The sequence below is a fragment of the Anaerococcus obesiensis ph10 genome (genome assembly GCF_000311745.1).
Classification (GTDB): domain Bacteria; phylum Bacillota; class Clostridia; order Tissierellales; family Peptoniphilaceae; genus Anaerococcus; species Anaerococcus vaginalis.
Genome location: NZ_HE978531.1, coordinates 1,130,829 through 1,157,377, shown reverse-complemented (window position 1 = coordinate 1,157,377; position 26,549 = coordinate 1,130,829). Strand labels below are relative to the sequence as shown.

The following is a 26,549-nucleotide window of genomic DNA, read 5'->3' as shown; positions in this document are numbered from 1 at the left end:
TTACTTTTTTGTGAAGATTATTTCTTCACAAAATTTGTAAGAAAATTTTGACAAAGTAAATTTAATATTTTATAATTATACATATTGTATGTGCTTAGGTAGCTCAATGGTGGAGCACCCGGCTGTTAACCGGTAGGTTGTGGGTTCGAGCCCCACCCTGAGCGCCAAATGCCGGGGTGGCGGAACTGGCAGACGCACAGGACTTAAAATCCTGCGGTGGTCAAACACCGTATCGGTTCGATTCCGATTCTCGGCACCAATAACGCGGGATGGAGCAGCTTGGTGGCTCGTCGGGCTCATAACCCGGAGGTCGTAGGTTCAAATCCTACTCCCGCAACCATACTTTTTAAGTAATAAAATTATATAAGGCCCTATGGTCAAGCGGTTAAGACATCGCCCTTTCACGGCGGTATCCCGGGTTCAAATCCCGGTAGGGTCACCATTTTAATTTTAAAATCAAAAAGAGATTTATCCTTCGTTTTAGAGGGAAACCACCGTGTTACGGCGGTATTGTTCTTCAGATTCGCTCAAGGGCTCATCTTGAAGATTTAAAATCTTTCAGATTTTAAACCCTACATGGGACAGGATTCAAATCCTGGTAGGGTACCAAATGGAAGTATAGCTCAGTTGGGAGAGCATCTGCCTTACAAGCAGGGGGTCACAGGTTCGAGCCCTGTTACTTCCACCATAATATTTTTAATATTAGGCTGTTTTAATTATGGCTTAGTAGTTCAGCTGGTTAGAATGCCGCCCTGTCACGGCGGAGGTCGTGGGTTCGAGTCCCATCTAAGTCGCCATTTGGATTTCAATAGAGATCCAATGTGCTGATGTAGCTCAATTGGTAGAGCAATTGATTTGTAATCAATAGGTTGTAGGTTCAAGTCCTATCATCAGCTCCAATTTTATTGTGATATAAAATTGAATAAATATATAGTTTATGCTATAATGTGTTACTATGAAATACAAATTTTGGGGAAGTTCCAGAGTTGGCCAAATGGGACGGACTGTAAATCCGTTAGCTTAGCTTTCAGTGGTTCGAATCCGCTCTTCCCCACCAATTTGCGGGTGTAGCTCAGTGGTAGAGCCCCAGCCTTCCAAGCTGGTTGCGAGGGTCCGATTCCCTTCACCCGCTCCAATATGCGCCTGTAGCTCAGCTGGATAGAGCAACGGACTTCTAATCCGTGTGTCAGAGGTTCGACTCCTCTCAGGCGCGCCATGTTGGGATATAGCCAAGTCGGTAAGGCACCAGACTTTGACTCTGGTATGCGTAGGTTCGAGTCCTGCTATCCCAGCCAATTTGATCCATTAGCTCAGTCGGTAGAGCACTTGACTTTTAATCAAGGTGTCCGGAGTTCGAATCTCCGATGGGTCACCATTAATATTTTTAAATATTATTTAGTGGTTATACTGGCAAGCTAAATAGGCAAGAAAGGCAAATTTTTAGCCACTGTATTTCTAGATTGATCCATTAGCTCAGTCGGTAGAGCACTTGACTTTTAATCAAGGTGTCCGGAGTTCGAATCTCCGATGGGTCACCACAATTTGGAGAGGTACCGAAGCGGTCATAACGGGGCGGTCTTGAAAACCGTTAGAGTCTTACGGCTCACAAGGGTTCGAATCCCTTCCTCTCCGCCAAATAAAAAATCAATTTATATATTGATTTTTGGAGAAGTACTCAAGTGGCTGAAGAGGCTCCCCTGCTAAGGGAGTAGATCCTTTCAAAAGGGATGCGAGGGTTCAAATCCCTCCTTCTCCGCCATATGCCCAGATAGCTCAGTCGGTAGAGCAGGGGACTGAAAATCCCCGTGTCGGTGGTTCGATTCCGCCTCTGGGCACCAAAATAGCCCGTCTAATTTATGAAAATTATTTTGTTTTCATATATAGGACATTATCATTTATTTTATTTTTTAGGATATTTGATTTAATAGGGGTTTAGTTCAGTTGGTAGAACGTCGGTCTCCAAAACCGGATGTCACGGGTTCAAGTCCTGTAACCCCTGCCATTTAAATTTTATATATGGACCTGTAGCTCAGCAGGTTAGAGCGCACGCCTGATAAGCGTGAGGTCGGTAGTTCGAGTCTACTCAGGTCCACCAAAAACAAACCTAATTATGAATTTATTTCATAAAATTTTTTATTAAAAATTATAGGGTTTTGTTTGGGCCTCTAGCTCAGTCGGTTAGAGCGCCCGGCTCATAACCGGTAGGTCCAGGGTTCGAGTCCCTGGAGGCCCACCAGATTTAACACCAATCTTTTGATTGGTGTTTTTCTTTATGAAAAAATATATTTTTGAATTTGGATTGTAATTTTTATGAGTCTATAATAAATCTTGTTGGTAAGAGTTAATGATATTTTTCTGATGTGATTTTACTAAGAACATTTTTATCTATAATTATGTCTTTGTTTTTTTAAAATTTTTATTGGCTATATAATCTTAAATATTTTCTATTTATATATGTATTTTAAAATGTTTAGCTGATAGGTTAAGGATTTTAAATTTTAATATTTGAAGATTTTGAAAATTTATTTGTTTACGTGTAAAGATAAATCTAAATGAATTGATTTTTGATTTCGAAAGTTTTTATTTTTTACTTTAAGCATCTGTTATTTTAATTTTCCTGTATTCTAATGTTAAAATATTTTCTATTTTTTAATTTTTAATTATATATTTTCGATTTTTTTGATTTTCCATAACTTTGACAAATTTACTTTGTTTTTTTTTCTAGTTATTATACAATGTTATTAGGTATTTCTACCTTTAGGAGGATTTATGAATGTTATTATTGTAGGTGCTGGTAAGGTTGGTTCTTATCTTACTAGCAAGCTCTCTGATGAGGGGCACAATATTTTAGTTATAGAGAAAAACAAGGATGTTTTGGAAAGATTGTTGGCTTCTAATGATGTCATGGGGATTTTGGGCGATGGTCGTGATCTTGCTGTTCTTGATGAGGCTAATGTGGATGAGTGCGATGCTTTTATTGCAATGACTTTTAATGATGATGTTAATTTGATTTCGTCTATGATTGCTAAGAAAAAGGGTGCTAAATCCACTATCGTTAGGCTTCGTGATCCTAGATATATTAAATATGATGAATTTATGAGAAAAACCATGGGTGTTGATAGGCTTGTAAATCCTGAGTATTATGCTGCTAAGGAAATTCAAAGGACTTTGAAATATACTTATGCTGTTAATGTGGAAAATTTCTTGGATTCTAAGGTTATTTTGATTGAACTTGAAATTGATGAAAATTCTAAACTTGCTAATAAGTCTTTGATGGATCTTAATGCTGAGGGACTTTTGGGAAATACGATTATTGTTATTGGGGAGAAAGATGATCAGGTTGTTATTCCTAATGGTAATCATATTCTTGAAGTTGGCGAAAAAATTTATGTTGCAGGTCCTAGGGAAGATATTGATAAATTTTATAAAAGACAGGTTGATAATAAGAAGTCTATCAAAAATGTTTTGATTATTGGTGGGGGTTCTATTGCTCTTAATCTTTCTGAGCTTTTGCTTAAAAGAAATTTTAATGTTACTGTTTTGGAAATTGATAAGGAAAGGGCGATTGATTTTTCTGAAAGACTTCCTGAATGTGAAGTAATCAATGCTGATGGATCTGATCCCGAAATTCTTGATGAGGTAAGAATTGAAAATTATGATGCTGTGGTTGCTCTTACTGGAATTGATGAGGAAAATATTTTGATTTCTCTTCTTGCTAAAAAAAGAGGAATTGACAAAATTATTGCTAAGGTAAATAGGACTCAACTTCTTAAAATTACAGGTATTCTTGATGTTGATACGACTGTTACTCCAAAAAAATCTGCTTCATTTTTTGTTTCAAGGCTTTTGAGATCTAAGGAAAATTCTAGGGGAGAATCTATTTCTAATTTGTTTAGATTGTCTGATGACAGGGTTGAGGCAATTGATTTTACTGTAATTGAAAATTCTAGGGTTACTGGAAAGAAATTGAAAGATTTAAATGTAAAGGCCAATACTTTGATTGTTGGTATATCAAGACAAAATTTGGGTGGCAAAATCGAAGTTGCAAACGGAGAAAGTACAATTGAACTTGGCGATAGGGTTATGGTTGTAACTAAAAATAAAGATTTTAAAGAAATTGACGATATATTGGAGTAGGCATGAATTTAAAAATTGTAAAATATTCACTTGGAAAACTTTTAATAGTTCTTGCAGGGCTTTTGGTTTTACCTTTAGCGGTTGCTTTTATTTATAGGGAAAGCCTTCAGGATAAAATAAATTTTGTAATTCCTATTGTTGTTTCTTTAATTTTGGGATTTGCTTTGAGCAAAAGAGGAGATAATAAATCCCATCTTTATACAAAAGAGGCAATGTTTATTACTGCGTCAACTTGGGTTTTGTTTTCTTTGATAGGAGCTATACCTTTATTTTTGACAAAATCTAATTATAATGGCTACATAGATGCTTTTTTTGAAATGGTATCGGGTTTTACAACTTCTGGTGCATCAGTTGCTATTAATGTGGAACTTTTGCCACATTCTATAATTTTTTGGAGGTCTTTGTCCCACTTTGTTGGGGGTATGGGAATTTTGGTATTTACCTTGGCTATTTTGCCAAATTCAAACAAAGAATCATCTCTTTTGATGCAAAGCGAAGTCCCTGGACCAACTTTTGGTAAAATTACCCCAAAACTTTCTGATACAGCTAGAAATTTGTATGGAATGTATATAGTTTTGACAATTATTACAGTAATACTTCTTCTTTTTGGGGGAATGAATTTATTTGAATCAATAATTCACGCTTTTGGAGCTGCTGGAACTGGAGGATTTTCTAATAAAGGAATTTCGATTGGTGCATATAATTCAAGATATATAGAAATGGTACTTGCGATTATGATGGCAGTTTTTGGAGTGAATTTTAATATTTATTTTTATGCTGTGACAAAAAATGTAAGAGAAGCAGTAAAAAGTGAAGAACTAAAATGGTATATATCAATTATTTTGATAGCATCAGGACTTATTTTTGCAAATATAGTTACTATTTATAAAGATGTTTTTTATTCATTTGTAAATTCGATTTTTACTGTATCATCAATAATTACAACAACAGGATATGTTTCAGCAGATTTTGGAACTTGGCCCTTATTTTCTAAATCTGTAATAATAATGTTAATGTTTATAGGCGGATGTGCAGGTTCAACCGCGGGAGGACTCAAGGTTTCAAGATTTGTAATTTTGGTAAAAGGTGGAATTAATCAAATAAAAGAGTCTATGAATCCAAAAAAAATAACAATAAACAGGATGGATAGAAAAAAAGTAGATGCTCAAACAGAAAGGTCTGTTTTAAAATATTTGGTAATATATATAATGATCTTTATCGTTTTGTTTATGATAGTATCATTAGATATGGATGATTTTGAAACAGCTTTTGCAGCAGTTTCAACAACTTTCAATAACGTAGGACCAGGACTTGGAGCATTTGGACCAATAACGACCTTTGCCGAAATGACAAATTTATCAAAATTTGTTCTAACCATAGCCATGCTTTTGGGAAGATTAGAAATATTCCCAATGCTTTTACTTTTGTATCCATCAACCTATAGAAAATTGAGAAATAAATAAAAAAAGAATCCTATTTTGTCTGAGTGCAAAATAGGATTTTTAATTTAATCAATCAAAATAAAGTTGTAATCAGCCCATAAATAATAGGAATCAAAATAGCAGGAATAGAATTTACTATTTTAATATCAACCAAATCCAACATTGAAAGCCCAATGGCAATTATGCTAAGACCGCCAACACCTGAAATATTATCAAGAATTTCCTTGGTTAAAATTGGAGAAATAAGACCTGATAAAATTACTATTAGCCCTTGATAAACCAAAATTGGAATTGCACCAAAAGCAACGCCAAGTCCCAAACTTTGAGCCATAAAAAATACAGTAACACCATCAATCATCGACTTTAACAGAAGAATTTCATTATTAGAATTAACAGAAGCTTCAATTGAGCCGATAATTCCCATGCTACCAACACACAAAATTAAAGTAGCATTAATAAAAGCTTTTGGGAAAGTAGATCTTTTATTTTCAGAAAAAAGTCTGCCCAAAAAATAAGCAAAACTATTTAATTTATCGTCCAATTTTAAATAATTTCCAATAATTAAACCGATAACTATAGAAATAATTACAACCAAACTATCTCCTTTTCTTGCAGAATTCATCCCAGTAACCATTATTAAAATTGCAAGAAATTTCATCATATCATTTTTTAATCTATCAGAAAAATGATTTCCAGCTTTTGCTCCCAAAAAACCTAAAATCAAAACAGAAATAGCGTTAATAAAAACTCCAAACATAAAAAACCTTCTTTACATATTATTCTGTTAAATTATATCAAAGCTCTGAAATAATTGCAAAAAAGCCATAAAAGGGCTAAAGAAAATTGACAAAATTACGCCTTTGACCTATCATAATAAAAGAAAAATCTATAAAAAGATTAATTGATATAAAAATTTTTTATTTTTATATAGAAAAATAATTAGAGAAAAACGATTTATTAATTAGGTTTCTACGATTATTTGAAAAATAAAATATGAAATAATATTCATTTTTAACAAAAGAAAGGAAAAATTATGAAAATAGGATTGACCATAGCAGGAAGTGACTCATCAGGTGGAGCTGGAATTCAAGCTGACATAAAAACTATGACACTAAACGGAGTGTATGCAGAAAGTGCAATCACTGCCTTAACTGCCCAAAATACCACAGGAGTTTTGTCGGTTTTAGACTCAAGCCCACAATTTTTAAAAGACCAGCTTGATATGATATTTGATGATATTTTCCCAGATAGCGTAAAAATTGGAATGGTTTCAAATTCTGATTTAATTTTAGTTATAGCAGAAAAATTAAAAGAAAAAAAGCAAAAAATATTGTAATAGACCCAGTGATGGTTGCAACAAGCGGAGCAAAATTGTTGAAAGATGAAGCAATAAATGTTTTGAAAAATGAACTTTTGCCATTGGCAGATCTAATAACACCAAATATTCCCGAAGGCGAAATTTTATCGGGGATAAAAATAAATGATGAAAAAGATATGCAAAAAGCAGGAAAAATTATCTCTGAAAAATACAATTGTGCTTGCCTATTAAAAGGTGGACACAAAATAAATGATGCCAATGATTATTTGTTTGAAAATAAAAAAGGAGTTTGGTTTAAAGGAAAAAGAATAAAAAATAAAAATACCCACGGAACAGGTTGCACCCTATCATCAGCCATTGCAGCAAATCTTGCCAAAGGCTATGATATGGAAAATTCAATAAAAATGGCAAAAGAATTTTTGTCAAACGCTCTTTTGGATATGCTAGATTTGGGCAAAGGCTCAGGTCCGATGAACCATGCCTTTGACATAAAAGATTCTTACAAAAAATTATGTGAAAAGTAAAAGTGGATTTGATTTTGTATTTTTGTTAAAAAGTTTTACCTTTTTTATTGGCAAATTAAAATTAAAGAATAAAAAAGGTAAAACTTATTTTTTATCAAGTATTATATTTTTCATAATAGCTCTTGGCTTGTTCAAATTTATTTATTAAATTATAATTTTTAGCAAGGTTTGCTATTAAAATTGCCTTGTCATAGTCTTCTTTATAATCCATATTTTTAAGTCTTTTGTACAAAGCTCTAGTGAAATACAAAATAGGATTAGGAATTTTATTTCTAATTAAAAAATAAGAAATAGCATCATTTATTATTTCTGGACATTTTTCATAATCTTCTAAAATTATATAAGCATTAGTTAAGTTTAAGCTGATAATAGGGAATAATGATGAATCTTTGTTGGTTTTATCATATACAAAATTAAGTAACTCAAGATATTTTTTGTTATCAATGTTTGTATAAGTCATAGCTATATCCATTAAAATTCTTAATTCAAATATAGAAAAAGATTGTATTTTGAAGTTATCATATTTATTAGTAAAAGAATTTAAAGCTTTTATTAGAATCTCTCTTTCTTCTGATTTTGATAAGTCTTCATTCATTGATTTAAGAAATAAAATAACTTGCTTACATGAAGTTTTGATAAATTCAATATCAGTAAAATCTTTGAGATAAATAATTATTTTTTCTTCATCATCAAAAGGCAATTTATTTTCTACTTTGTCAATTATTTTTTCAAAAGTTTCATTGAAAATTAAGTAATCTTTTAGACTAGAATTCAAATAGTCTTTTATAAAATCGTGATTTAAGATATATGATATTTTATAGAGAGTAGAAAAAGAAGGCTCATTAATACCATTTTCTATACGACTTATAGTTTTTCTGTCTATATTAGCTTCAATAGATAAATCTAGTTGACTAATTTTTCTATTTTTTCTAACTTCTTTGATTTTTTTAGCTAATAGTATTAACTTATCCTTTTCCAAAATTTCCTCCAAAATGTACCATATATGCCGTTGTTTTGATTTTATTATAGATAATATAATTAAGTTAATCAAATACAAAGGAGAAAAAAATGAAAAAAAGGAATTTGCTTATAATTTTATCTTTAATAGTATTTATACTTATAGGGATTTTTAGTCAAAAGGCCAAAGAGAAAGCTGAAAAAGAAAGAGAAATAAAAAATTATGAGTCTAGTGTTTCAAAATATGAAGAGATAACAGACTTACAATTCTTAAATAATGATAGAACTTTAGAAGGTTTTGTATTTATAGGAAGAAAAACCTCATCATCATGTCGATTATTTGTAAAAGTCATCAATGAAATTACTTCTGAAAAAGAAATAAATATAAAATATTTTGATACAGATAAATATAGGAACTCAAAATATTATGATGAAATATTAGAAAAATATCAAATAGATCAAGTACCTTATATGGTATTGGTAAAAGAAGATGGTAGTTTTGAAACTTTTGACAAAAAAAATATTGATAAAGGCGAATTATTTAAAGATTGGTTAATAAAAAATAAGGAAAAATAAAATTAAAAAAATTCCAATTTAAAAAGGCGAAAAAATAGACAAAAAGCTTGACAAAAACACGATTTCGGTGTATCATAATTTGGTATGAAAAAAGTTCCAAATACTTTTGACATAATCGCAGATCCTGAGGGCGATTCATAAATGTCAGGACGAGTAAAGCCGCCACCTATCCGAGCGGTTTCTAAATTGATAGGCAAAATATTTAAGGAGGAACTTGATGAAAAATCAAAAGACATATGTACCAACAAAGTCAACAATTGAACCAAAATGGTATGTAGTTGATGCAACTGACATGGTTTTAGGTAGACTTGCAAGCCAAGTTGCAGCAATTATTAGAGGAAAACACAAACCAACATTTACTCCAAACATGGACACAGGTGACTATGTAATAGTAGTAAATGCTGAAAAAGTCGTTCTTACTGGAAACAAAGAATACCAAAAAGAATACAAAAGATATTCTGGATATGCAGGTGGATTAAAAACTACAACTTATCAAGATATGATGGACAAACATCCAGAAAGAATTGTAGAACACGCTGTAGTAGGTATGCTTCCACACAACAAATTAGGTAGACAAATGGCCAAAAAACTTAGGGTTTATGTAGGTGAAAATCACAATCACGAAGCTCAAAACCCAGAAGTTTTGGACTTAAAGTAAGGAGGACTTAGATGGCAGATATTATATATCAAGCTACAGGTAGAAGAAAAACTTCAGTAGCAAGAGTTACAATGAAACCAGGTAGCGGAGAATTAAAAGTTAATGGAAGAGATCTTGATGATTATTTTTCATATGATACATTAAAAATCATAGCAAAAGCACCATTAAAATTAACAGAAAATGAATCAACTTATGACATTAAAGTTAATGTACAAGGTGGAGGATTTAACGGACAAGCTGGAGCTATAAGACACGCTATAGCAAGAGCTTTACTAGAAGTAAATCCTGATTATAGACAAGCTCTTAAAAGAGCAGGTTTTCTTACAAGAGACCCAAGAAAAAAAGAAAGATACAAATACGGTCAAAAGAAAGCAAGAAAATCTTCACAATTCTCAAAAAGATAAGAAGAATTTTACAAACAAGGAATTTTTATTCCTTGTTTTTTTGTGGGAAAAATTATAAGATTTTTTTCATCAAATAAATTTATTTGTTTTAGCTTGAGATAAATTCTAATTTTTTTTATTTTCAAAAATTTTTACTACGAAAAATCTATAGTAAAATGTAAGGAGAAAGGACTTTGGTATGGATTTTAAAAAGTTATTTAAATTATTTTTGCACACACTTTATTTGTCTGCCTTTACTTTTGGTGGTGGCTATGTAATTTTATCTTTGATGGAATCTACTTTTGTAAAAAAATTAGGATGGATTAATAAGGAAGAGATGCTTGATATGACGGCTATTGCTCAATCGGCTCCTGGGGCTGTGGCTATTAACGCATCAATTTCTGTTGGTTATAAATTATTTGGTTTTGTTGGTGCTTTGGTTGCAACTTTGGGGACTCTTATTCCGCCTCTTGTAATTATTTCTGTAATTTCTTATTTTTATAATGCTTTTATTTCTAATAAATATATTGCTTTGATTTTAAAAGGAATGCAGGCGGGCGTTGGGGCTTTGATTATTAATGTCGTGATTGATATGACAAAAGATGTAATTATTGGCAAGGGATTTTTGATTTATGGAATATTTTTTATTTCTTTTGTCTTGAATGTTTTCTTTGATGTAAATATTATTTATATTATCACTGGACTTATTTTATTTGGTCTTATTTACTCTTTTGTTGAAAGGAAAAAAATATGCTAATCAAATTATTTATAAGTTTTTTTAAGGTCGGACTTTTTTCTTTTGGAGGTGGCTATGCTGCTCTTCCTCTTATTCAAGAAGAGGTTGTGAATTTAAATTCTTGGCTTAGTATAAGTGAATTTAATAATTTAATTACAATCAGTCAAATGACTCCAGGCCCAATTGCTATTAATTCTGCATCTTTTGTTGGGACAAGGGTTTATGGTTTAAGTGGGGCGATTGTTGCAAGCCTTGGTTGTGTGACTCCTTCTTTTATAATTGTGGGGACTATTTCTTATTTTTATAATAAGTATAGAAAGCTTGATTCAATGCAAAGTGTTTTGGGGTTTTTGAGACCTGCTGTTGTGTCTATGATTTTGGCGGCTGGAATTGATATATTAAAAACTGCTTTTTTTGATGTAAATAAAATTTCTTTTGAAAATCTTGATATTAGTATGGTTATTTTGTTTTTTTTGATGCTTTTAGCTATTAGAAAGACAAAAATCGACCCTATAATTTTGATGCTTGGTTCTGGTTTTATATATCTTTGTATAAATTTAATTTTGTGAGGTTTTATGGGAAAAATTAATTATAATTTGAAAATGGAAGAGATAATTAAAAGTATAAAAAAAGAGGAAAAAAAACCAAGGCTTTTACTTCAAGTTTGCTGTGCTCCATGTTCTTCAAGTGTTTTAACACGATTGAGAGAATATTTTGATATAGATATTTACTATTACAATCCAAATATTTATCCAGCAAATGAGCTTAACAAAAGAGTAGAAACAGTAAAAGAACTTGTGGATGAAATGAACCTTGATTCAAAGGTTATTTTTCCTGAAAATAATCCTGAAGATTTTTATAAATTTGTGGAAAATCGAAAAAATGATCACGAAGGTGGAGATTCTTGTTATAAGTGTTACAAATTAAGGCTTGAAAAATCTGCCAAGTATGCCAAAGAAAATTCTTATGATTATTTTACGACAACTCTTTCGATTTCTCCTTACAAAAATTCAACTTGGCTTAATGAAATTGGAGAAAAATTAGAGGAAGAATATGGGATAAAATATTTGTATTCAGACTTTAAGAAGAAAAATGGCTACAAGGATTCGATAGACCTTTCAAAAAAATATAATTTATATAGGCAAGATTATTGTGGTTGTGTATTTTCATTTAAAGAAATGCAGGAGAAAAAACACGAAAAATAAATGTTATTTTTATCTTACTTTGGGTAATTTTATATAAGGAGAGATAATTATGGCTGATGTATTACTGATAAAAAATTTAAATGAAGACCAATTAAATAGTAAAAGTCTAATACCTGTAACATTTCAAACAAATATAAGCGATAAAGACAAGCTTGTAAATATTTTTAATGTTTTGAAAGATAAAAAATTAGTCGAAAATAAAAAACTAGGGATAAAAAAATCTTCAATTACCTTAGAATTATTCTCTTCAAATATAACAGAAGTAATAAAAGAATTGATAAAAAATGATTTTATGATATATGGGGTATATATATTGTATGATAATTATTTAGGAGGAAAATAATGAGTGAAAAATTACTAGATATGATTAACGAACAAATGAATTTTGAATTACAATCAGCTTATGAATACAAAGCAATGCAAATATATGCTGATGATGAAGAATTCGAAGGATTTGCACATTGGTATGGTCATCAAGTTAGAGAAGAAATTGAACATGCAGAAAAAATGACCAAATTCTTACAAGAAGTAGGATATAAACCAGTTTATAAAACACTAGAAGCACCAAATACAGAATTCAAAGATCTTCTAGACGTTGCAAAACAAGCTTTAGCACACGAAAAAGAAGTTACAAAAAGAATTCATGAAATAGCAAAAGCTGCAAGAGAAGAAGGAGACGAAAGAGTAATTTCATTTATCCAATGGTATGTAGATGAACAAATCGAAGAAGAAGATACCTTCAACAAATTAATCACAAGACTAGAAAGAATAAACGGAAATTACGGTGGCCTTTACCTACTAGATGGCCAACTTGCACACAGAGGATAAAAAATAAGGCCAAGTTTAAGCTTGGTCTTTTTTTGTAAGAAAAAATAATATGAAAATAAATTTAAAAGAAAAAGATATGGAGCTTACAGTAAATACCTATGGGGCCTACATAGAAAAATTTACCAAAGAAAAAAAGCCTATATTTTTCCCAAAACTTCTTATAAAAATTAAAAACGAATTAAAAACAAGAGGCGGTATGCATCCATGCCTTCCAAATTTTGGAAAAAGTGAAATAAAAAAATTAGACCAACATGGATTTGGAAGAATTTCGTTTTGGGATATAGAAGAAAAAACTGAAAATTCAGTAAAATTAAAATTAGAAGGTAAAGGAGAATACGAAAAATCCATCTATTATATAAAATACAAATTAATAGATTCATCACTATTGGTAGAATTAGAAATAATAAATAATTCAAAGGAAAATTTACCAATAGGACCCGGCTTTCATCCGTATTTTTACGTAGACAAAAATTTTAAAATAAAAAATCTAGATCTAGAAAAAATAGATTTAGAAAAAACATATTTTTTAAAAGAAAAAAAAGCAAGCATAGAAAGCAAATACTACAATATAGATATAGAAAACAATAATTTCCAAGAATTTGCAATATGGACAGATTTTCACGGAGATTATTTGTGCCTAGAACCATGCCTAAACGGGCCAAGTTTTACAAAAAAATTAAACAATCCCTATATCCTAAAAGCAAAAGAAAAATTCAAAGAAAATTTTACAATAACAATAAAAGAAAAATAGCCAGCTAGGCTATTTTTTATTTTTGAAAAAATAGATAAAATAAATATTTATAACAAAAATAAATATAAATTAATAAAATTAAAGTAAAAAATTAAATAAATTAAAATAAAACTTGAAAAATATAAAAAGGAAGTATAATAAAAATAAGATGGGAGGAAATTATGAACCAACAAGCAGAAAGAGTACTAAGAGTTTTTGTATTAGCCATAATAGCAACGATTATATTAAAACTTTTGGGAGTAGCAATAAAAATAATTTGGTCAGTAGTAATACCCTTATTTGTTATATATTTCCTATACAAAGTTTTGATAAAAAAAGAAGACATATTTAGATAAAGGTAAAAAAATGAAAGATAAAAATCAAATTATAAAAATAATCCTAGGAATCTTAGGCATAATACTAGGATTTAAAATTTTAAAAATAATATTTTCAATAATATTTGCCCTACTAATACCAGTTTTTATAGGAGGAGGACTAATCCTTATCCCAATCTTACTTTTAATAATTCCTCTAGGAATATTGTCAGCAATAGGATACGCTATCTACAAATTTTTCCTAAAAGAAAAATCTGTGTGGTAAAAAATACCCCAAAATCAAAAAAAAAGATTTTGGGGTATTTTTTAAATTTATATTTCATTTAAAACAAATTTTTCTATCGCCTCGCCTACTGCGCCTTGGTTATTTGTTGCTTTTGTTGTGTATTTTGATATATCTTTTAATAAAAGATGGGCGTTTTGGACTGCGGCGGAATAGCCTGCTTCTTCTAGCATTTCTTTGTCGTTGTAATTATCTCCTATTGTTAGGACGTTTTCCATTCCTATACCATAGTGAGCGCACAATTTTTCTAGGGCTTTTGCCTTGTTTACATTTTTTCTGTTTATTTCCATGAAGGTATCTGATGAGTAGGAGATTGAAATATCCCAATTGCATATTCTTGCTATATCTTCTTCTAAGCTCATTAAATAGTTTAGATTTGAATTTTTTATTATTACTTTTACTATTATTTCTTTATCTAGATTTTTAATGTCTTTTGCTTTTTGGACAAATTTGTAGATATTTTTGTCGTAATTTCCTTCTACCTCGTTTCCGTTTGCAAAAACATAGCAGTGTTTATCGGTATAAATTTCAAAATGTACTCCTACTTCGTTGCAATAATCTGAAATTTCAACTGCTTTTTTGTAATCTATTGGGGATGCTTCTACAACTTTTTTTGTTACATTGTCCATTATTATCCCACCATTACAAAGAATTGAAAATCTATCTTCTTTTACATTATCGATTTGCTCTAGTATATCAAAAAGTTGGTAGGGTCCACGACCTGTTGCTGTTGCAATTATTATTCCCATTTCTTGGGCTTTTTTTATAGCGTCTATATTTCTTTTGTGAATGGTCTTATCGTCTGATAAGAGGGTTTCGTCGCAATCTGTTGCTATTAATTTTATCATAAACTCTCCTTTCTAACTTTATACCCAAAGTCTTTTTTTATTTTGTAAATTTTAAATATAAAAAAAACGTGCATTTAAAACACACGCCTAAAAATTTATTTGTTTTTTAAAAATTCTATTATATCATTTGATTCGTACATGTATTCTCCATCATGGAAAAGACATGGTACTTGTCTTTTGCCGCCTTTTTCGATTAATTCTTTCATAGCTTCTCTATCTTCATTTATATTTACTATTTGAATTTCTATATTATTTTCTTCCATAAAATTTTCAACTTTTCTACAGTGAGGACAAGCTGTTCCTACAAATAATTTATATTCTGACATATATTCTCCTTAAAATAAATTTCAAAATTTTTCCATTTTATATTATTATACTAATAGAAAGGAAGTTTTAAAGGTGAGAAAATGAAAGATAAGATTTTAAAATTTATTAGGCTTATTCTTGTTATAGTTATAATTGTATGTTTATTCCTTCTTGGTAGAAGGGGATATGACTATTATAAAAATTATAAGAATAACAAACACATATCAGATATAGTAAAAAATGTTGAGAAAGATCAAAGCGAAAATGACTCAAATGATAATTTAAATGATTTTGAAAAATTAGAAAAGAAATATATGGCTATTTTGAAAAAATTGCAAAAAGAAAATTCTGATATTGTTGCTTTTTTGGAAATTCCAGGAACTTATATTTCTTATCCGATTTTTCAAGCTAAGGACAATAATTTTTATTTAAGAAAGGGTATAGATAAAAATTATGATATAGCTGGTTCTATTTTTATGGATTATATGAATGATCCTAAAATGAATGATGACAATAGTGTAATATATGGGCATCATTTGGATGATATAAAATCAATGTTTACAGGTCTTGATGGATATAGAAAAAATGATTTTGCTCAAAGTCATAGAACTATATATGTTACAACAAATGAAGGGCTTAGAGAATATCAAGTTTTCGCAGCTTATGGTATTCCATCAAATTATGATTATAGGACTTTGGATTTTGAAGATAAAGAGGAAAAACTTAAATATTTTGACAAGTTAAAATCAAATTCTGAAAATGAACTTGAAACTCGTGATTTTAAGGAAGATGACACGATAATTACCCTATCAACTTGCCAATACGATTATAAAGATCAAAGACTTGCAGTCCATGCTCTAAGAATAAAGTAGGAAAAAAATGAATAGATATATAGAAGAAAATAAAAATAAATTAAATATAAAAGAAGAAAAGGGTCAATTGATTTTTTACCATGAATCTTTTGACCCAAAAGATATTTTTACCTGCGGCCAATGTTTTAATTTTTTTGAGGAAGAAGATGGATCATTTACTGCAGTTTTTTTGGGAAAAATTATAAATCTCAAAAAAGAAGGGGAAAAGATAATTATAGACAATGTAAGTGAAAAAGATTTTTATGATATTTTCTACGATTATTTTGACCTTGGAGTAGATTATGGAAAAATAAAAGAAAAAATTTCTCTAGATAAGACCCTAAAAGAGGCTACAGAATATGGGGCAGGAATTAGAATATTGAATCAACAATTTTTTGAAACCCTAATTTCTTTTATAATTTCAGCCAACAACCAAATCCCAAGAATTAAAAAAGCTGTGAGGATAATTTCTGAAATGTATGGAGATTATATTGGAGAATATAAAGGAAGAAAATATTATTCTTTCCCTAATCCTGAACAACTATCCAAGGCAAGGCCAGAAGACTTAAGAGAAAAGGCAAGAGTTGGTTTTCGTGATAAAAGAATAGTTGAAACTGCAAAATTAATTAATGATGGATTTTTTGACTTTGAAAAAGATATAAAAATGCCGACAGAAGATTTGAGAAAAAAACTACAAGAGCTTCCAGGAGTTGGACCAAAGGTTGCCGATTGTATTTTGCTTTTTGCCTTTCACAAAAGAGAAACTTTCCCGGTTGATGTTTGGATAAAAAGAGTTATGGAATTTTTATTTATAAAAAAAGAAGTTCCAAAAAAACAAATTTCTGCCTACGCTGATAAATATTTTGGACAAAATGCAGGATACGTTCAACAATATTTATTTTATTATGGAAGAGAAAATGCCATCGGCAAATAAAACTTGCATTATTTTAAATTACTTGTATATTTAAATTAGAGCTTAGCAGTCAAAGACAAAGAGTGCTAAAAGGAGGAAATAAAATGAACTTAAAACCAATCGGTGAAAGAGTAGTTATAAAAAAATTAGAAGCAGAAAAGAAAACTCAATCTGGCATAGTTTTACCAGAATCTGCACAAGAAAAACCACAATACGCAGAAGTTGTTGCAATAAGCAATGATATTTTAAATGACAAAGACAAAAAAGATTCCTTAAAAGAAGGAGATAAGGTTATTTATTCCCAATATGCAGGAACTGATGTAAAAATTGACGGCGAAAATTACGTAGTTTTAGCATACAAAGACGTATTAGCAGTAGTAGAATAGGAGAAAATTATGGCAAAAGATATAAATTATGGCAAAAATGCAAGAGATGGTCTTGAAAGAGGAATTGATAAATTAGCAAATGCTGTAAAAGTTACTCTAGGACCAAAAGGAAGAAATGTAGTTTTAGATAAATCATACGGAGCACCAACAATCACAAACGATGGTGTAACAATTGCCCAAGAAATCGAACTTGAAGATAGGTTTGAAAATATGGGAGCTCAACTTGTAAAAGAAGTTGCTACAAAAACAAATGATGTAGCAGGAGATGGAACAACAACAGCAACAGTTCTTGCCCAAGCAATAATAAAAGAAGGACTTAAAAATTTAGCTGCAGGAGCAAATCCAGTAGTTTTAAATAAGGGACTAAAAAAGGCAAGCAGTGAAGTTGTTTCTTACATCAAAGAATCATCAAAAGAAGTAGAAGATAAAAAAGCAATCGAGCAAGTAGGAACAATCTCATCAGCAGATCCAGAAATTGGTAAATTTATTGCAGATGCTATGGAAAAAGTAGGAAATGATGGAGTAATCACAGTAGAAGAATCCAAAACAACAGACACCTACCTTGATGTAGTAGAAGGAATGCAATTTGACAAGGGATATTTGTCACCATACATGGCAACAGACAACGAAAAAATGGTTGCAGATTTAGATGACCCATATATACTTGTAACAGACAAAAAAATCTCAAATATCCAAGAAATCCTACCACTTCTTGAAGAAATTGTTCAATCATCAAAACCACTTTTAATAATTGCAGATGATGTAGACGGAGAAGCTTTAACAACATTAGTATTAAACAAATTAAGAGGAACCTTCAACGTAGTAGCAGTAAAAGCACCAGGCTATGGCGATAGAAGAAAAGAAATGCTTGAAGATATAGCAATTCTTACAGGTTCAAAAGTAATTTCAGAAGACCTATCAATGGAATTAAAAGAAGCTACAATAGAAGATCTTGGATCAGCTAAAAAAGTTAAAGTTGACAAAGACCACACAGTAATCGTAGAAGGAAAAGGCGACAAAGAAGCTCTAACTGAAAGAGTAGAAAAAATCAAAGGTCAAATCGAAGCAAGCGATTCAGAATACGACAAAGAAAAATACCAAGAAAGAGTAGCAAAACTTGCAGGAGGAGTTGCAGTAATAAACGTAGGAGCTGCAACAGAAACAGAAATGCAAGATAAAAAATACAGAATCGAAGATGCCCTATCAGCAACCAGAGCTGCAGTTGAAGAAGGAATAGTTGCAGGTGGTGGAACAGTTCTGATAGAAGCAATCAAAAAAGTTCAAGCTCTAGAAGAAAAATTAGAAAACGATGAAAAAACAGGAGCAAAAATAATAGAAAAAGCTCTAGAAGCACCACTAAGACAAATCGTAGAAAATGCTGGAATGGACGGATCAGTTGTACTTGAAAATGTAAAAAAATCAGACAAAAACAACGGCTACGATGCCTACGATGATGAATATGTAAATATGTTTGAAAAAGGAATAGTAGAACCAACAAAAGTAACAAGATCAGCCCTAGAAAATGCAGTAAGCATTGCAAGCATGATTTTAACAACAGAAGCAGCAGTGGCAGATATAAAAGAAGAAAAACCAGAAATGCCACCACAGATGCCAATGGGATATTAATAAAAAATTTGCTCTTGCAAGACAATAATATTGTTTTGCAAGAGTTTTTTTATTTTTAAAATTAAATTTATAATTTTTTAAGCATTAAAATAAAAATATTTTTTGAAATTTAAAGCTTATAATTCACAATAGATTTATAGTTATTAACAATACTATAATAAGTAAAAAAATAATTTAATAAGGTAATTATCTAGTATAAAAAAGTTTAAAAATATGGTATAATTTAGAAAATGAACAAAATATAATAATTTTTTACAAGCTAATAAAATTTTTAAAAAATTTCTTGTAAAAAAAATATTCAAAAACAAGTATATTTATACGGGGGGGGTAGCAATCAGTTCATTTAAAATTTGTTGGATTGTTGCACGTTAAATGTTTTTGAAAAACGTTTACAAAAACTAGCTGAAACGCAAATTTGACTTGTATTTGTGATTTATGCTAATGAAAAAGAGGAGAATTATGAGAAGGGAGAATAAAAATCCAAGAAAGATTTTGTTTTCTGTATTAATTGCTATTGCTTTTGTAGTTTTAGCTGGTATTAAATTAGGTTATGCCAATATAATATCTCCAAAACAAGGAATCAATGAGTATCATTTCTATAATGACACAATAGAAAACAAAGATACAGCAAAAGAGATTCAAAAACAAATCATTCTTGATGGAAAATCAATTTCTGATCCAGGTCATGTCTTCAAAGATAAAAGCAATGTTTTGGAGAAATGGCAAGATGAAGAAGGTAATGATATTAAATTTGATACGCCAATAGAAGTTAAAGGTAACGACAAAAAAATAATTAATGTTTACCCAGTTTTCAAAAACCAAGTAGTAATAACTTACTACATAAGTGGCAGTACAAATGATAGAGTTTATATGACTGACACCATCACTGATGCTAGTTCTTATAAACTGCCAGTAGATCCTACAATTTATGATGCTAATAAATACTTCGTAAATTGGTCAACATCAAAAGACGGAAAATCTGGTGTTTATGATGAGGAATCATTGAAAAAAGATATTGCAGCAGGAAAAACTGACATTAAACTTTATGCGATTACAGAGTTTAAACACAAGGCGACATTTATAACAGGAGACGGCGCAAGCTTCCAAGATCAAATACTTGCAAGCAAAGATAGCAAGCTTGACAAAATGCCAGAAGATCCTACCAGACCAGGTTATGAATTTAGCCATTGGTCTTTGACAGAAGATGGAGATCCTGTTGATCTTAATACTCTAGTGTTAGACAAAGACATTAATGTTTATGCTGTATGGAAACCAGTTGTAGTTGACTATAAATTTAAAGTTATGGTCCAAAATATAAATGATGATGGCTACACTTTCCATGAAATAATATCAGCAAGAGGACTTAATGGAGAAAAAACAAGCCTACCTTTTAAAGGAAGTGAAAATCCAGATCCTAAAGTTGCTCCATCTGGTCCAATAGTTGAAGATATTGCTAAGCTAACAGAAAAAGATGGTAGATTTAATGATAGCTACAACAGTAAAGACGAAAATGGAAAAATGGATCACACCTATTCTAATCCTCAAACCCTAGATTATTTAGGCTTCCATTTAAACGAAGAAAAAACAAAACAAGCTTTTGAAACAATAAAAGCTGATGGCAGTACAGTTGTGCCTGTCTATATGGATAGAAATGTTCATACTATATGGGTCTATAAAAATGCAAGTGGAACTAGTTATTATCAAGCTAATTGGGTCAATGCTACAGATGAAAACGGAAATATTCACGTAGATTTGCGCTATGGTCAAAGTTCTGACCAATGGTTTTATCAGCTAAATAAAGATTATATTTATTACAAGGATAAAAGCATAGGATCTTTCTATACTAAAGCCCCGGTAATGGGTGATAAAGATGTTTATATGTATAGAGTTTATGCTAAAGGTCAAGGATTCCAATTGCGTTTTGTTGAATGGGATCCAAGTAAATTTAATGCACAAATAAATAGCGGATCACTAGACCAATTGAAAGCTACTCTTGGCACCATGAAAGAAATAGGCGATAGAGTAAAATTCGAAAATACAGAACATTATGTCACTTACTACGGAAGAAATTACAGAGTATTTGAACCTAGTGATGGTATGTGGGCTAGTAAAACAAATACTTGGGTAGATGAGACTGACCATGTAGATGACATAAAAGGATTCCAACCTAAAACTGGAGATATGTCAGCTGATGGTTTGCAATCAGTAAATGTAAATAATCCAGCCTTTAGAGATTATATGTTTACTCCAAAAGGTTATGGTGGATATTTTAATTACACAGGAACAAAATATATAGATAATGGTTCTTATGTAGGTTTCTTATTCTACGAACGCAAAACTTATAATATAATTTATTACTCTGGAAATAAGAAATTAGCTTCAAATCCTTACAAATATGAAGCTGATACAAGCGATTTTGGACTTAATTATAAAATAGGAGAAACCACAAATCCTGACAATCCTAATCAAGTATTTATGGGTTGGTATGAAGACTCAACATTTAGCGTAGAACACAAACATGAAAATGGAGCAAAAATGCCTGCTCATGACATTACAGTCTATGCAAAATGGGATTCTCGTCAATACGAAGTGACCTTCCACACCAACCAAGATGACTATGAAAGAGATATAGAAAAAATAACCGAAATTCCTGAAGATGACACTCTTTATGATGGAAAATATAAAGATGATAAAGTTAGCGAAGAGAATTTCCCTCAACCAGTTAAACCAGAAGGTGCAAGAGCATTTTTGGGATGGTATGAGAAAAATGAAAATAATAGATTTGTAAAAGCAAATCTTCACAAACCAATTAAAAATAATGATACTCACTTATATGCTAAGTGGAAATATGATTATCTAGAATTAAAATACGATTTGAATTTGCCAGATACTGACAAAGTAGAAGGAACTGCTCCAACAGATTCAAACTCTTACATCAATGATGCAAAAGCGTTAGCAGCAGATGTGGGAGATGTTAAGGTAAATGACGGCAAAAAAGTTTTCGTAGGTTGGAGTGAAACAAAAGATGGTTCTAGCGGACTAATTCTACCAAGCGAAACTGTCTTAATGGATAAAAATAAAACTCTTTACGCTCAATGGAAAGAAATTCCAGATTTACCAACTACAAAAGTAACCTATGATGCAAACGGTGGAGTTGGCGATCAACATGTAGTTGACGAGATTATTACAAATGATTTTCATAAAGTTTTAGGAAACGGCGAAGGCGAAAAAATTAATTACACCCGTGAAGGTTATGTATTTAAGGGATGGAATAGAGATAAAAACGCAACAAAAGCCGAATTCCAAAAAGATGATGAAGTTACTGTAACTAGTTTAGATGAAAGCAAAAATAATTATATCTATGCTATCTGGGCTCCTATCATCAATTACACAACTGATGGCAATGGACAAGTTAAGGAAGGCGAAAACTTTGTAGATAATACAAAAGAAGAAGTTGAACTTAAATCAAATCCAAAAGGAACCGACACAAAAGCAAAAGAAGGATATAAATTTAGCCACTGGACAGCTGATAAAGAAATTACACTAAATGATGGAACAAAAATTCCTGCTGGAGAAAAAATTACTGATGAACAATTAAAACAAGCAGTAATAACAGAACCACTTACATTTAAAGCTAATTTTGTAAAAGATGCACCTAATGAATTTAACGTAAGGCACGAATTTAAAGTTTCAGAAGATTCTCCAATAAAAGAAATGCCAGCTGATGTAAAAACAGCAGTTGATGCTCAACTTCCAGAAGATAAAAAAGCAGAAGATGGCAGCGTTGTTAAACCAACTGCTCCAACACAAATAGAAGTAAAAGATACAGAAAACGATGGAACATGGAAATTCGAAGGCTTCAAAGACCAAGATAAAACTACAGACGAAGTAGACGCAAAAGTAAACGGAGCCGATGTAAAATTCGAAGGCGAATGGAAATTCACACCAAACGAACACGAAGTAACATACGAATACGTAAGTGGAACAGAAGGTAAAGAATTACCAGAAGCATTAAAAGCAAAAGCCCCAGAAAAAGTAACCAGCAAAGTAAAAGGCGATAAAGTAACATCCCCAGTTCCAACAGGCGATGAAGCTACATTTAGAGATGAAGCAAACAAAGGAACATGGACATTCAAATCATACGATAAGAATGACGTAATAATCTCTAACAAAGACGAAAAAGTCACAGGAACATGGGAATTCACACCAGATCCAGAACCAGGAAAACACAATGTAAAACACGAATTTGTATCCGCAACCCAAGGCAAAGACCTTCCACAAGCCGTAAAAGATCTAATACCAAAAGATCAAACAGGAAAAGCAGATGGAAGTACAGTAAAACCAACTGAGCCAGAAAAAACAAAAGTAGCAGATACAGAAAACGATGGAACATGGACATTCGAAGGCTACAAAGACCAAGATAAAGAAACTCCAGAAGTAGATGCCAAAGTAAACGGAGCCGATGTAACATTCGAAGGAAAATGGAAATTCACACCGAACAAACACAAAGTAACATATGAATACGTAAGTGGAACAAAAGGCAAAGAATTACCAGCTGAATTAAAAGCAAAAGCACCAGAAAAAGTAACCGGCAAAGTAAAAGGCGATAAAGTAACATCCCCAGTTCCAACAGGCGATGAAGCTACATTTAGAGATGAAGCAAACAAGGGAACTTGGAAATTCAAATCTTTTGACAAAAATTCAGTAGAAATTTCAAACCAAGATGAAAAAGTTACAGGAACTTGGGTATTTACACCAGATCCAGAATACAAAGTAGAACATAAATTTGTATCATCAACAAAAGGAAAAGACCTTCCAAAAGCTGTTACAGATTTAACGCCGGTTCAACAAACTGGTAAGAAAGATGGAGAAACTGTAACACCAACTGCACCAAAAGAAACAAAAGTAGAAGATAAGACAAATGATGGAACATGGACATTCGAAGGCTATGATGAAAATAGTAAAACCATAAATAAATCTGATGTAACATTCGAAGGAAAATGGAAATTCACACCAAACAAACACAATGTAACACACAAATTTGTAAGTAAAGATCCAAACAAAAAACTTCCACAAGAAGTACTAGATCTACTACCAGCAAATCAAACTGGAAAAGTTAAAGGCGATGTAGTAAAACCAACAGAGCCAAAAACAAAAGAAGTAAAAGTTAAAGATGGAACATGGAAATTTGTAAGTTACGATAAAGACAACAAAACTGTAGAAGATAAAGATGTAGAATTCACAGGAACATGGGAATTTATTCCAGATGTAGTTACAGAATACGTCGATGAAAATGGTAAGACTATAGCTCCAAAAGAAAATGGAACAAAAGACAAAAAAGATATTGACGGATATGAATTTGTAAAAACCGAAAAAGATGATAAGGGTAATACAAAACATATCTACAAGAAGAAAGTCACACCACCTGCTGATGTAGTTACAGAATATGTCGATGAAGATGGTAATACTATTGCTCCAAAAGAAAATGGTAAACAAACTAATAAAGATATCGATGGATATGAATTTGTAAGAACCGAAAAAGATGATAAGGGTAATACAAAGCATATCTACAAGAAAAAACCACTCCTAGTCCATCTATAGTTACTAAATTTGTAGATGAAAAAGGAAATCCTCTTGCTAAGAATGAAGATGGAAAACAAGATAAAAAAGATATTCCTGGATATCAATTTGTTGAAACTAAAAATGACAAAGATGGTAATGTAGTTCATGTTTATAAATTAATTCCTAGTTCAACTGTAGAAACAAGATATGTAGATACAGAAGGTAATCAAATACTAGCTGATAAAGCAGGAACACATGATCCATCAAATATAGAAGGTTATCAATTTGTAAAAACAGAAAAAGATGAAAAGGGTAATACCGTTCATATTTACAAAAAAATCGCACCTGTTCCAAAAGTTGAGACAAGATATGTTGATGAAAATGGCAACCAACTACTTCCTCCAAAAGAAGGAACACAAAATCAAGTAAATATTGATGGCTACGATTATGTAAGTACAAATAAAGATAATAATGGTAATACAATTCATGTTTACAAGAAAAAACCTATCCAAGATGTAGAAACAAGATATGTGGATACAGAAGGTAATCAAATACTAGCTGATAAAGCAGGAACACATGATCCATCAACTATAGAAGGTTATCAATTTGTAAGAACCGAAAAAGATGAAAAAGGTAATACAAGACATATTTATCAAAAACTTGCACCTGTTCAAAAAGTTGAGACAAGATATGTTGATGAAAATGGAAACCAACTACTTCCACCAAAAGAAGGAACACAAAATCAAGTAAATATTGATGGCTACGATTATATAAGTACAAATAAAGATAATAATGGTAATACAATTCATGTTTACAAGAAGAAAGTTATTACACCAGATGTTGTAACTAAGTATGTTGATGAAAATGGAAATGAAATTGCTGACACTCAAAAAGGAAAACATCCAAGCAAAAATATCGAAGGATATGAAATAATAACTACAAAATCAGATGAGAAGGGAAATATAATCTATGTTTATAGAAAGAAACCTGATCCAACAAAAGTAGTTACTAAGTTCGTAGACGAAAAAGGTAATCCTATCGCAGAAAATGAAGATGGTAAAAAACCTAAGAAAGATATTAAAGGCTATGAGTTTGTAAAAACTGAAACAGATAAATACGGCAATACTATTCATATCTACAAGAAGAAAGAAAATACTCCAAAAGTAGTTACTAAATTTGTAGATGAAAAGGGTAATCCTATCGCAGAAAACGAAGATGGTAAAAAACCTAATAAAGATATAAAAGGCTATGAGTTTGTAAAAACTGAAACAGACAAAAATGGCAATACTATTCATATCTATAAAAAATCTTCATCTGAAGAAAATAAATATAAAGTAACTCACAAATTTGAATCATCTACACCAGGTAAATCTCTACCAAAAGAAATCTTAGACCTTCTTCCAAAAAATCAAGATGGAATAGAAAATGGTAGAAAAGTTTCTCCTACAAAACCTTCTAAATTAGAAGTTAAAGTAAAAGATGGTATTTGGGTATTTGAAGGATATGATAAAGATAGTAGCGTAGTTAATAATAAGGATGTAAATTTCACAGGAAAATGGAAATTTGTTCCAAACAAAATTGGAAAGGTAAAAGTTTTAACTGGAACAAATTCTAGAAGCAAATCAAATGTTAAGACTGGTATAGAAGGTTCTTCAAATCTTATATTTGTCTTAATTGGATCAGCATTTGCTCTATACAAAAATAAAAAAATAAATATTAAAATATTTATTAATAAGGAATAAGCTAAGAGATATAAAAGTATCTAGCTATAAAAAGGCGAGGAAATTAAAAATCCTCGTCTTTTTTTAAAAAATTTATGAAATTAATAGAAAGTAAGTCTTATAAAAATTTAGATTCAGATAGTGGAATTTTAAAATGGATAATGATAATAATAAATTGTGAGGTAAAATCACATTAGATATATTACATAAAAAATCAAATAAAT

23 protein-coding genes, 19 tRNA genes and 1 pseudogene are annotated in these 26,549 nt (G+C 30.9%); 39 read left to right on the top strand and 4 right to left on the bottom strand.

The genetic code is table 11. The annotated features are described in order from the left end of the window. The first annotated feature begins 92 nt into the window (after nt 1-92). From HGAG_RS05955 to HGAG_RS05855, 21 genes are all read left to right on the top strand, one after another. Nucleotides 93-167: transfer RNA gene (locus tag HGAG_RS05955), tRNA-Asn, on the top strand. 3 nt (nt 168-170) lie between these two features. After that, nucleotides 171-259: transfer RNA gene (locus HGAG_RS05950), tRNA-Leu, on the top strand. A 4-nt stretch (nt 260-263) separates the two neighbouring features. Then, nucleotides 264-340: transfer RNA gene (locus HGAG_RS05945), tRNA-Met, on the top strand. Nucleotides 341-367: 27 nt separating this feature from the next. Beyond that, nucleotides 368-442, top strand: a tRNA-Glu gene (locus HGAG_RS05940). Between the two features lie 170 nt (nt 443-612). After that, nucleotides 613-688: transfer RNA gene (locus HGAG_RS05935), tRNA-Val, on the top strand. A 32-nt stretch (nt 689-720) separates the two neighbouring features. Further along, nucleotides 721-797: transfer RNA gene (locus HGAG_RS05930), tRNA-Asp, on the top strand. Nucleotides 798-823: 26 nt separating this feature from the next. Beyond that, a tRNA-Thr gene (locus tag HGAG_RS05925) sits at nt 824-899 on the top strand. 72 nt (nt 900-971) lie between these two features. Next, nucleotides 972-1,057 (top strand) — tRNA-Tyr (locus HGAG_RS05920). A 4-nt stretch (nt 1,058-1,061) separates the two neighbouring features. Next, nucleotides 1,062-1,135, top strand: a tRNA-Gly gene (locus HGAG_RS05915). A 4-nt stretch (nt 1,136-1,139) separates the two neighbouring features. Continuing rightward, nucleotides 1,140-1,216: transfer RNA gene (locus HGAG_RS05910), tRNA-Arg, on the top strand. A 3-nt stretch (nt 1,217-1,219) separates the two neighbouring features. Further along, nucleotides 1,220-1,295: transfer RNA gene (locus HGAG_RS05905), tRNA-Gln, on the top strand. Nucleotides 1,296-1,299: 4 nt separating this feature from the next. Next, nucleotides 1,300-1,375, top strand: a tRNA-Lys gene (locus HGAG_RS05900). Between the two features lie 87 nt (nt 1,376-1,462). Next, a tRNA-Lys gene (locus HGAG_RS05895) sits at nt 1,463-1,538 on the top strand. Between the two features lie 6 nt (nt 1,539-1,544). After that, nucleotides 1,545-1,635: transfer RNA gene (locus tag HGAG_RS05890), tRNA-Ser, on the top strand. Nucleotides 1,636-1,665: 30 nt separating this feature from the next. Continuing rightward, nucleotides 1,666-1,759: transfer RNA gene (locus HGAG_RS05885), tRNA-Ser, on the top strand. A gap of 3 nt (nt 1,760-1,762) precedes the next feature. Then, nucleotides 1,763-1,838 (top strand) — tRNA-Phe (locus HGAG_RS05880). Between the two features lie 88 nt (nt 1,839-1,926). Continuing rightward, nucleotides 1,927-2,002: transfer RNA gene (locus HGAG_RS05875), tRNA-Trp, on the top strand. Nucleotides 2,003-2,018: 16 nt separating this feature from the next. Beyond that, a tRNA-Ile gene (locus tag HGAG_RS05870) sits at nt 2,019-2,095 on the top strand. 64 nt (nt 2,096-2,159) lie between these two features. Then, a tRNA-Ile gene (locus tag HGAG_RS05865) sits at nt 2,160-2,236 on the top strand. 533 nt (nt 2,237-2,769) lie between these two features. Beyond that, nucleotides 2,770-4,137, top strand: a complete 1,368-nt coding sequence (gene trkA, locus HGAG_RS05860) for a Trk system potassium transporter TrkA (protein WP_019118301.1) — start codon at nt 2,770-2,772, stop codon at nt 4,135-4,137. A gap of 2 nt (nt 4,138-4,139) precedes the next feature. Then, nucleotides 4,140-5,600, top strand: a complete 1,461-nt coding sequence (locus HGAG_RS05855) for a TrkH family potassium uptake protein (RefSeq protein WP_019118300.1) — start codon at nt 4,140-4,142, stop codon at nt 5,598-5,600. Nucleotides 5,601-5,652: 52 nt separating this feature from the next. Here HGAG_RS05855 and HGAG_RS05850 read toward each other — a convergent pair whose 3' ends face one another. After that, a complete protein-coding gene (locus tag HGAG_RS05850; protein WP_019118299.1) occupies nt 5,653-6,336 on the bottom strand; it encodes a DUF554 domain-containing protein in 684 nt (227 codons plus the stop codon). A gap of 276 nt (nt 6,337-6,612) precedes the next feature. Here HGAG_RS05850 and thiD point away from each other — a divergent pair. Then, nucleotides 6,613-7,421: pseudogene (gene thiD / locus HGAG_RS10715) on the top strand (bifunctional hydroxymethylpyrimidine kinase/phosphomethylpyrimidine kinase). 94 nt (nt 7,422-7,515) lie between these two features. On the opposite strand, the gene HGAG_RS05840 reads toward thiD, so the two are convergent. Next, nucleotides 7,516-8,400: a helix-turn-helix domain-containing protein gene (locus HGAG_RS05840; protein ID WP_019118298.1), complete on the bottom strand. Its 885-nt coding sequence runs from the start codon at nt 8,398-8,400 to the stop codon at nt 7,516-7,518. A gap of 89 nt (nt 8,401-8,489) precedes the next feature. Here HGAG_RS05840 and HGAG_RS05835 point away from each other — a divergent pair, with 89 nt between their 5' ends. From HGAG_RS05835 to HGAG_RS05785, 11 genes are all read left to right on the top strand, one after another. Continuing rightward, the gene (locus HGAG_RS05835) at nt 8,490-8,954 is read left to right on the top strand and encodes a DUF6568 family protein (RefSeq protein WP_019118297.1); all 465 of its coding nucleotides are present in this window, start codon (nt 8,490-8,492) and stop codon (nt 8,952-8,954) included. Between the two features lie 217 nt (nt 8,955-9,171). Further along, nucleotides 9,172-9,612, top strand: a complete 441-nt coding sequence (gene rplM / locus HGAG_RS05830; RefSeq protein WP_004837978.1) for a 50S ribosomal protein L13 — start codon at nt 9,172-9,174, stop codon at nt 9,610-9,612. 11 nt (nt 9,613-9,623) lie between these two features. Continuing rightward, entirely contained in the window at nt 9,624-10,016 is a 393-nt protein-coding gene (rpsI, locus tag HGAG_RS05825) for a 30S ribosomal protein S9 (protein WP_004837979.1), read from the top strand. Between the two features lie 178 nt (nt 10,017-10,194). After that, nucleotides 10,195-10,752 carry a chromate transporter gene (locus HGAG_RS05820; RefSeq protein WP_019118296.1) on the top strand — a complete coding sequence of 186 codons (558 nt, stop codon included), beginning with the start codon at nt 10,195-10,197 and terminating at the stop codon, nt 10,750-10,752. Continuing rightward, nucleotides 10,746-11,300: a chromate transporter gene (locus HGAG_RS05815; RefSeq protein WP_019118295.1), complete on the top strand. Its 555-nt coding sequence runs from the start codon at nt 10,746-10,748 to the stop codon at nt 11,298-11,300. Before HGAG_RS05820 ends, HGAG_RS05815 begins: the two co-directional genes overlap by 7 nt. Nucleotides 11,301-11,306: 6 nt before the next feature. Further along, nucleotides 11,307-11,936, top strand: a complete 630-nt coding sequence (locus tag HGAG_RS05810; protein ID WP_019118294.1) for an epoxyqueuosine reductase QueH — start codon at nt 11,307-11,309, stop codon at nt 11,934-11,936. A 49-nt stretch (nt 11,937-11,985) separates the two neighbouring features. Beyond that, nucleotides 11,986-12,279: a hypothetical protein gene (locus tag HGAG_RS05805; protein WP_004837984.1), complete on the top strand. Its 294-nt coding sequence runs from the start codon at nt 11,986-11,988 to the stop codon at nt 12,277-12,279. Next, on the top strand, nt 12,279-12,764 hold the full coding sequence (locus HGAG_RS05800; protein ID WP_019118293.1) for a ferritin: 486 nt from the start codon (nt 12,279-12,281) through the stop codon (nt 12,762-12,764). The genes HGAG_RS05805 and HGAG_RS05800 overlap by 1 nt, the downstream gene beginning before the upstream one ends. A gap of 49 nt (nt 12,765-12,813) precedes the next feature. Beyond that, entirely contained in the window at nt 12,814-13,515 is a 702-nt protein-coding gene (locus tag HGAG_RS05795; protein WP_019118292.1) for an aldose epimerase family protein, read from the top strand. 161 nt (nt 13,516-13,676) lie between these two features. Then, the gene (locus HGAG_RS11610) at nt 13,677-13,850 is read left to right on the top strand and encodes a hypothetical protein (RefSeq protein ID WP_004837988.1); all 174 of its coding nucleotides are present in this window, start codon (nt 13,677-13,679) and stop codon (nt 13,848-13,850) included. Nucleotides 13,851-13,860: 10 nt separating this feature from the next. Beyond that, entirely contained in the window at nt 13,861-14,094 is a 234-nt protein-coding gene (locus HGAG_RS05785; protein ID WP_004837990.1) for a hypothetical protein, read from the top strand. A gap of 47 nt (nt 14,095-14,141) precedes the next feature. Here HGAG_RS05785 and HGAG_RS05780 read toward each other — a convergent pair whose 3' ends face one another. Both HGAG_RS05780 and HGAG_RS05775 read right to left on the bottom strand, forming a co-directional pair. Then, nucleotides 14,142-14,960: a Cof-type HAD-IIB family hydrolase gene (locus HGAG_RS05780; protein ID WP_019118291.1), complete on the bottom strand. Its 819-nt coding sequence runs from the start codon at nt 14,958-14,960 to the stop codon at nt 14,142-14,144. A gap of 95 nt (nt 14,961-15,055) precedes the next feature. Beyond that, on the bottom strand, nt 15,056-15,286 hold the full coding sequence (locus HGAG_RS05775; protein WP_019118290.1) for a glutaredoxin family protein: 231 nt from the start codon (nt 15,284-15,286) through the stop codon (nt 15,056-15,058). An 81-nt stretch (nt 15,287-15,367) separates the two neighbouring features. On the opposite strand from HGAG_RS05775, the gene srtB reads away from it, so the two are divergent. From srtB to HGAG_RS05745, 6 genes are all read left to right on the top strand, one after another. Further along, nucleotides 15,368-16,138, top strand: a complete 771-nt coding sequence (gene srtB / locus HGAG_RS05770) for a class B sortase (protein WP_019118289.1) — start codon at nt 15,368-15,370, stop codon at nt 16,136-16,138. 7 nt (nt 16,139-16,145) lie between these two features. Continuing rightward, nucleotides 16,146-17,051 (top strand): DNA-3-methyladenine glycosylase family protein, encoded by a 906-nt coding sequence (locus tag HGAG_RS05765; protein WP_019118288.1) that lies wholly within the window; start codon nt 16,146-16,148, stop codon nt 17,049-17,051. An 83-nt stretch (nt 17,052-17,134) separates the two neighbouring features. After that, nucleotides 17,135-17,416 (top strand): co-chaperone GroES, encoded by a 282-nt coding sequence (locus tag HGAG_RS05760; protein WP_019118287.1) that lies wholly within the window; start codon nt 17,135-17,137, stop codon nt 17,414-17,416. Nucleotides 17,417-17,425: 9 nt separating this feature from the next. Further along, nucleotides 17,426-19,042 carry a chaperonin GroEL gene (gene groL, locus HGAG_RS05755; protein ID WP_019118286.1) on the top strand — a complete coding sequence of 539 codons (1,617 nt, stop codon included), beginning with the start codon at nt 17,426-17,428 and terminating at the stop codon, nt 19,040-19,042. Nucleotides 19,043-19,501: 459 nt separating this feature from the next. Continuing rightward, nucleotides 19,502-24,643, top strand: a complete 5,142-nt coding sequence (locus HGAG_RS11125; RefSeq protein WP_019118285.1) for an SHIRT domain-containing protein — start codon at nt 19,502-19,504, stop codon at nt 24,641-24,643. After that, complete coding sequence (locus HGAG_RS05745; RefSeq protein WP_341871713.1) at nt 24,640-26,346, top strand: SHIRT domain-containing protein; 1,707 nt, start codon at nt 24,640-24,642, stop codon at nt 26,344-26,346. Before HGAG_RS11125 ends, HGAG_RS05745 begins: the two co-directional genes overlap by 4 nt. The last annotated feature ends 203 nt before the right edge of the window (nt 26,347-26,549 follow it).

Coding starts and splice junctions, on each gene's coding strand:
- rpsI (WP_004837979.1), top strand. CDS start 9,624: ATGGCAGATATTATATATCAAGCTACAGGTAGAAGAAAAACTTCAGTA.
- HGAG_RS05775 (WP_019118290.1), bottom strand. CDS start 15,286: ATGTCAGAATATAAATTATTTGTAGGAACAGCTTGTCCTCACTGTAGA.
- HGAG_RS05785 (WP_004837990.1), top strand. CDS start 13,861: ATGAAAGATAAAAATCAAATTATAAAAATAATCCTAGGAATCTTAGGC.
- rplM (WP_004837978.1), top strand. CDS start 9,172: ATGAAAAATCAAAAGACATATGTACCAACAAAGTCAACAATTGAACCA.
- HGAG_RS05760 (WP_019118287.1), top strand. CDS start 17,135: ATGAACTTAAAACCAATCGGTGAAAGAGTAGTTATAAAAAAATTAGAA.
- HGAG_RS05835 (WP_019118297.1), top strand. CDS start 8,490: ATGAAAAAAAGGAATTTGCTTATAATTTTATCTTTAATAGTATTTATA.
- trkA (WP_019118301.1), top strand. CDS start 2,770: ATGAATGTTATTATTGTAGGTGCTGGTAAGGTTGGTTCTTATCTTACT.
- groL (WP_019118286.1), top strand. CDS start 17,426: ATGGCAAAAGATATAAATTATGGCAAAAATGCAAGAGATGGTCTTGAA.
- HGAG_RS11610 (WP_004837988.1), top strand. CDS start 13,677: ATGAACCAACAAGCAGAAAGAGTACTAAGAGTTTTTGTATTAGCCATA.
- HGAG_RS05805 (WP_004837984.1), top strand. CDS start 11,986: ATGGCTGATGTATTACTGATAAAAAATTTAAATGAAGACCAATTAAAT.
- HGAG_RS05780 (WP_019118291.1), bottom strand. CDS start 14,960: ATGATAAAATTAATAGCAACAGATTGCGACGAAACCCTCTTATCAGAC.
- HGAG_RS05795 (WP_019118292.1), top strand. CDS start 12,814: ATGAAAATAAATTTAAAAGAAAAAGATATGGAGCTTACAGTAAATACC.
- HGAG_RS05855 (WP_019118300.1), top strand. CDS start 4,140: ATGAATTTAAAAATTGTAAAATATTCACTTGGAAAACTTTTAATAGTT.
- HGAG_RS05815 (WP_019118295.1), top strand. CDS start 10,746: ATGCTAATCAAATTATTTATAAGTTTTTTTAAGGTCGGACTTTTTTCT.
- srtB (WP_019118289.1), top strand. CDS start 15,368: ATGAAAGATAAGATTTTAAAATTTATTAGGCTTATTCTTGTTATAGTT.
- HGAG_RS05800 (WP_019118293.1), top strand. CDS start 12,279: ATGAGTGAAAAATTACTAGATATGATTAACGAACAAATGAATTTTGAA.
- HGAG_RS11125 (WP_019118285.1), top strand. CDS start 19,502: ATGAGAAGGGAGAATAAAAATCCAAGAAAGATTTTGTTTTCTGTATTA.
- HGAG_RS05820 (WP_019118296.1), top strand. CDS start 10,195: ATGGATTTTAAAAAGTTATTTAAATTATTTTTGCACACACTTTATTTG.
- HGAG_RS05850 (WP_019118299.1), bottom strand. CDS start 6,336: ATGTTTGGAGTTTTTATTAACGCTATTTCTGTTTTGATTTTAGGTTTT.
- HGAG_RS05810 (WP_019118294.1), top strand. CDS start 11,307: ATGGGAAAAATTAATTATAATTTGAAAATGGAAGAGATAATTAAAAGT.
- HGAG_RS05765 (WP_019118288.1), top strand. CDS start 16,146: ATGAATAGATATATAGAAGAAAATAAAAATAAATTAAATATAAAAGAA.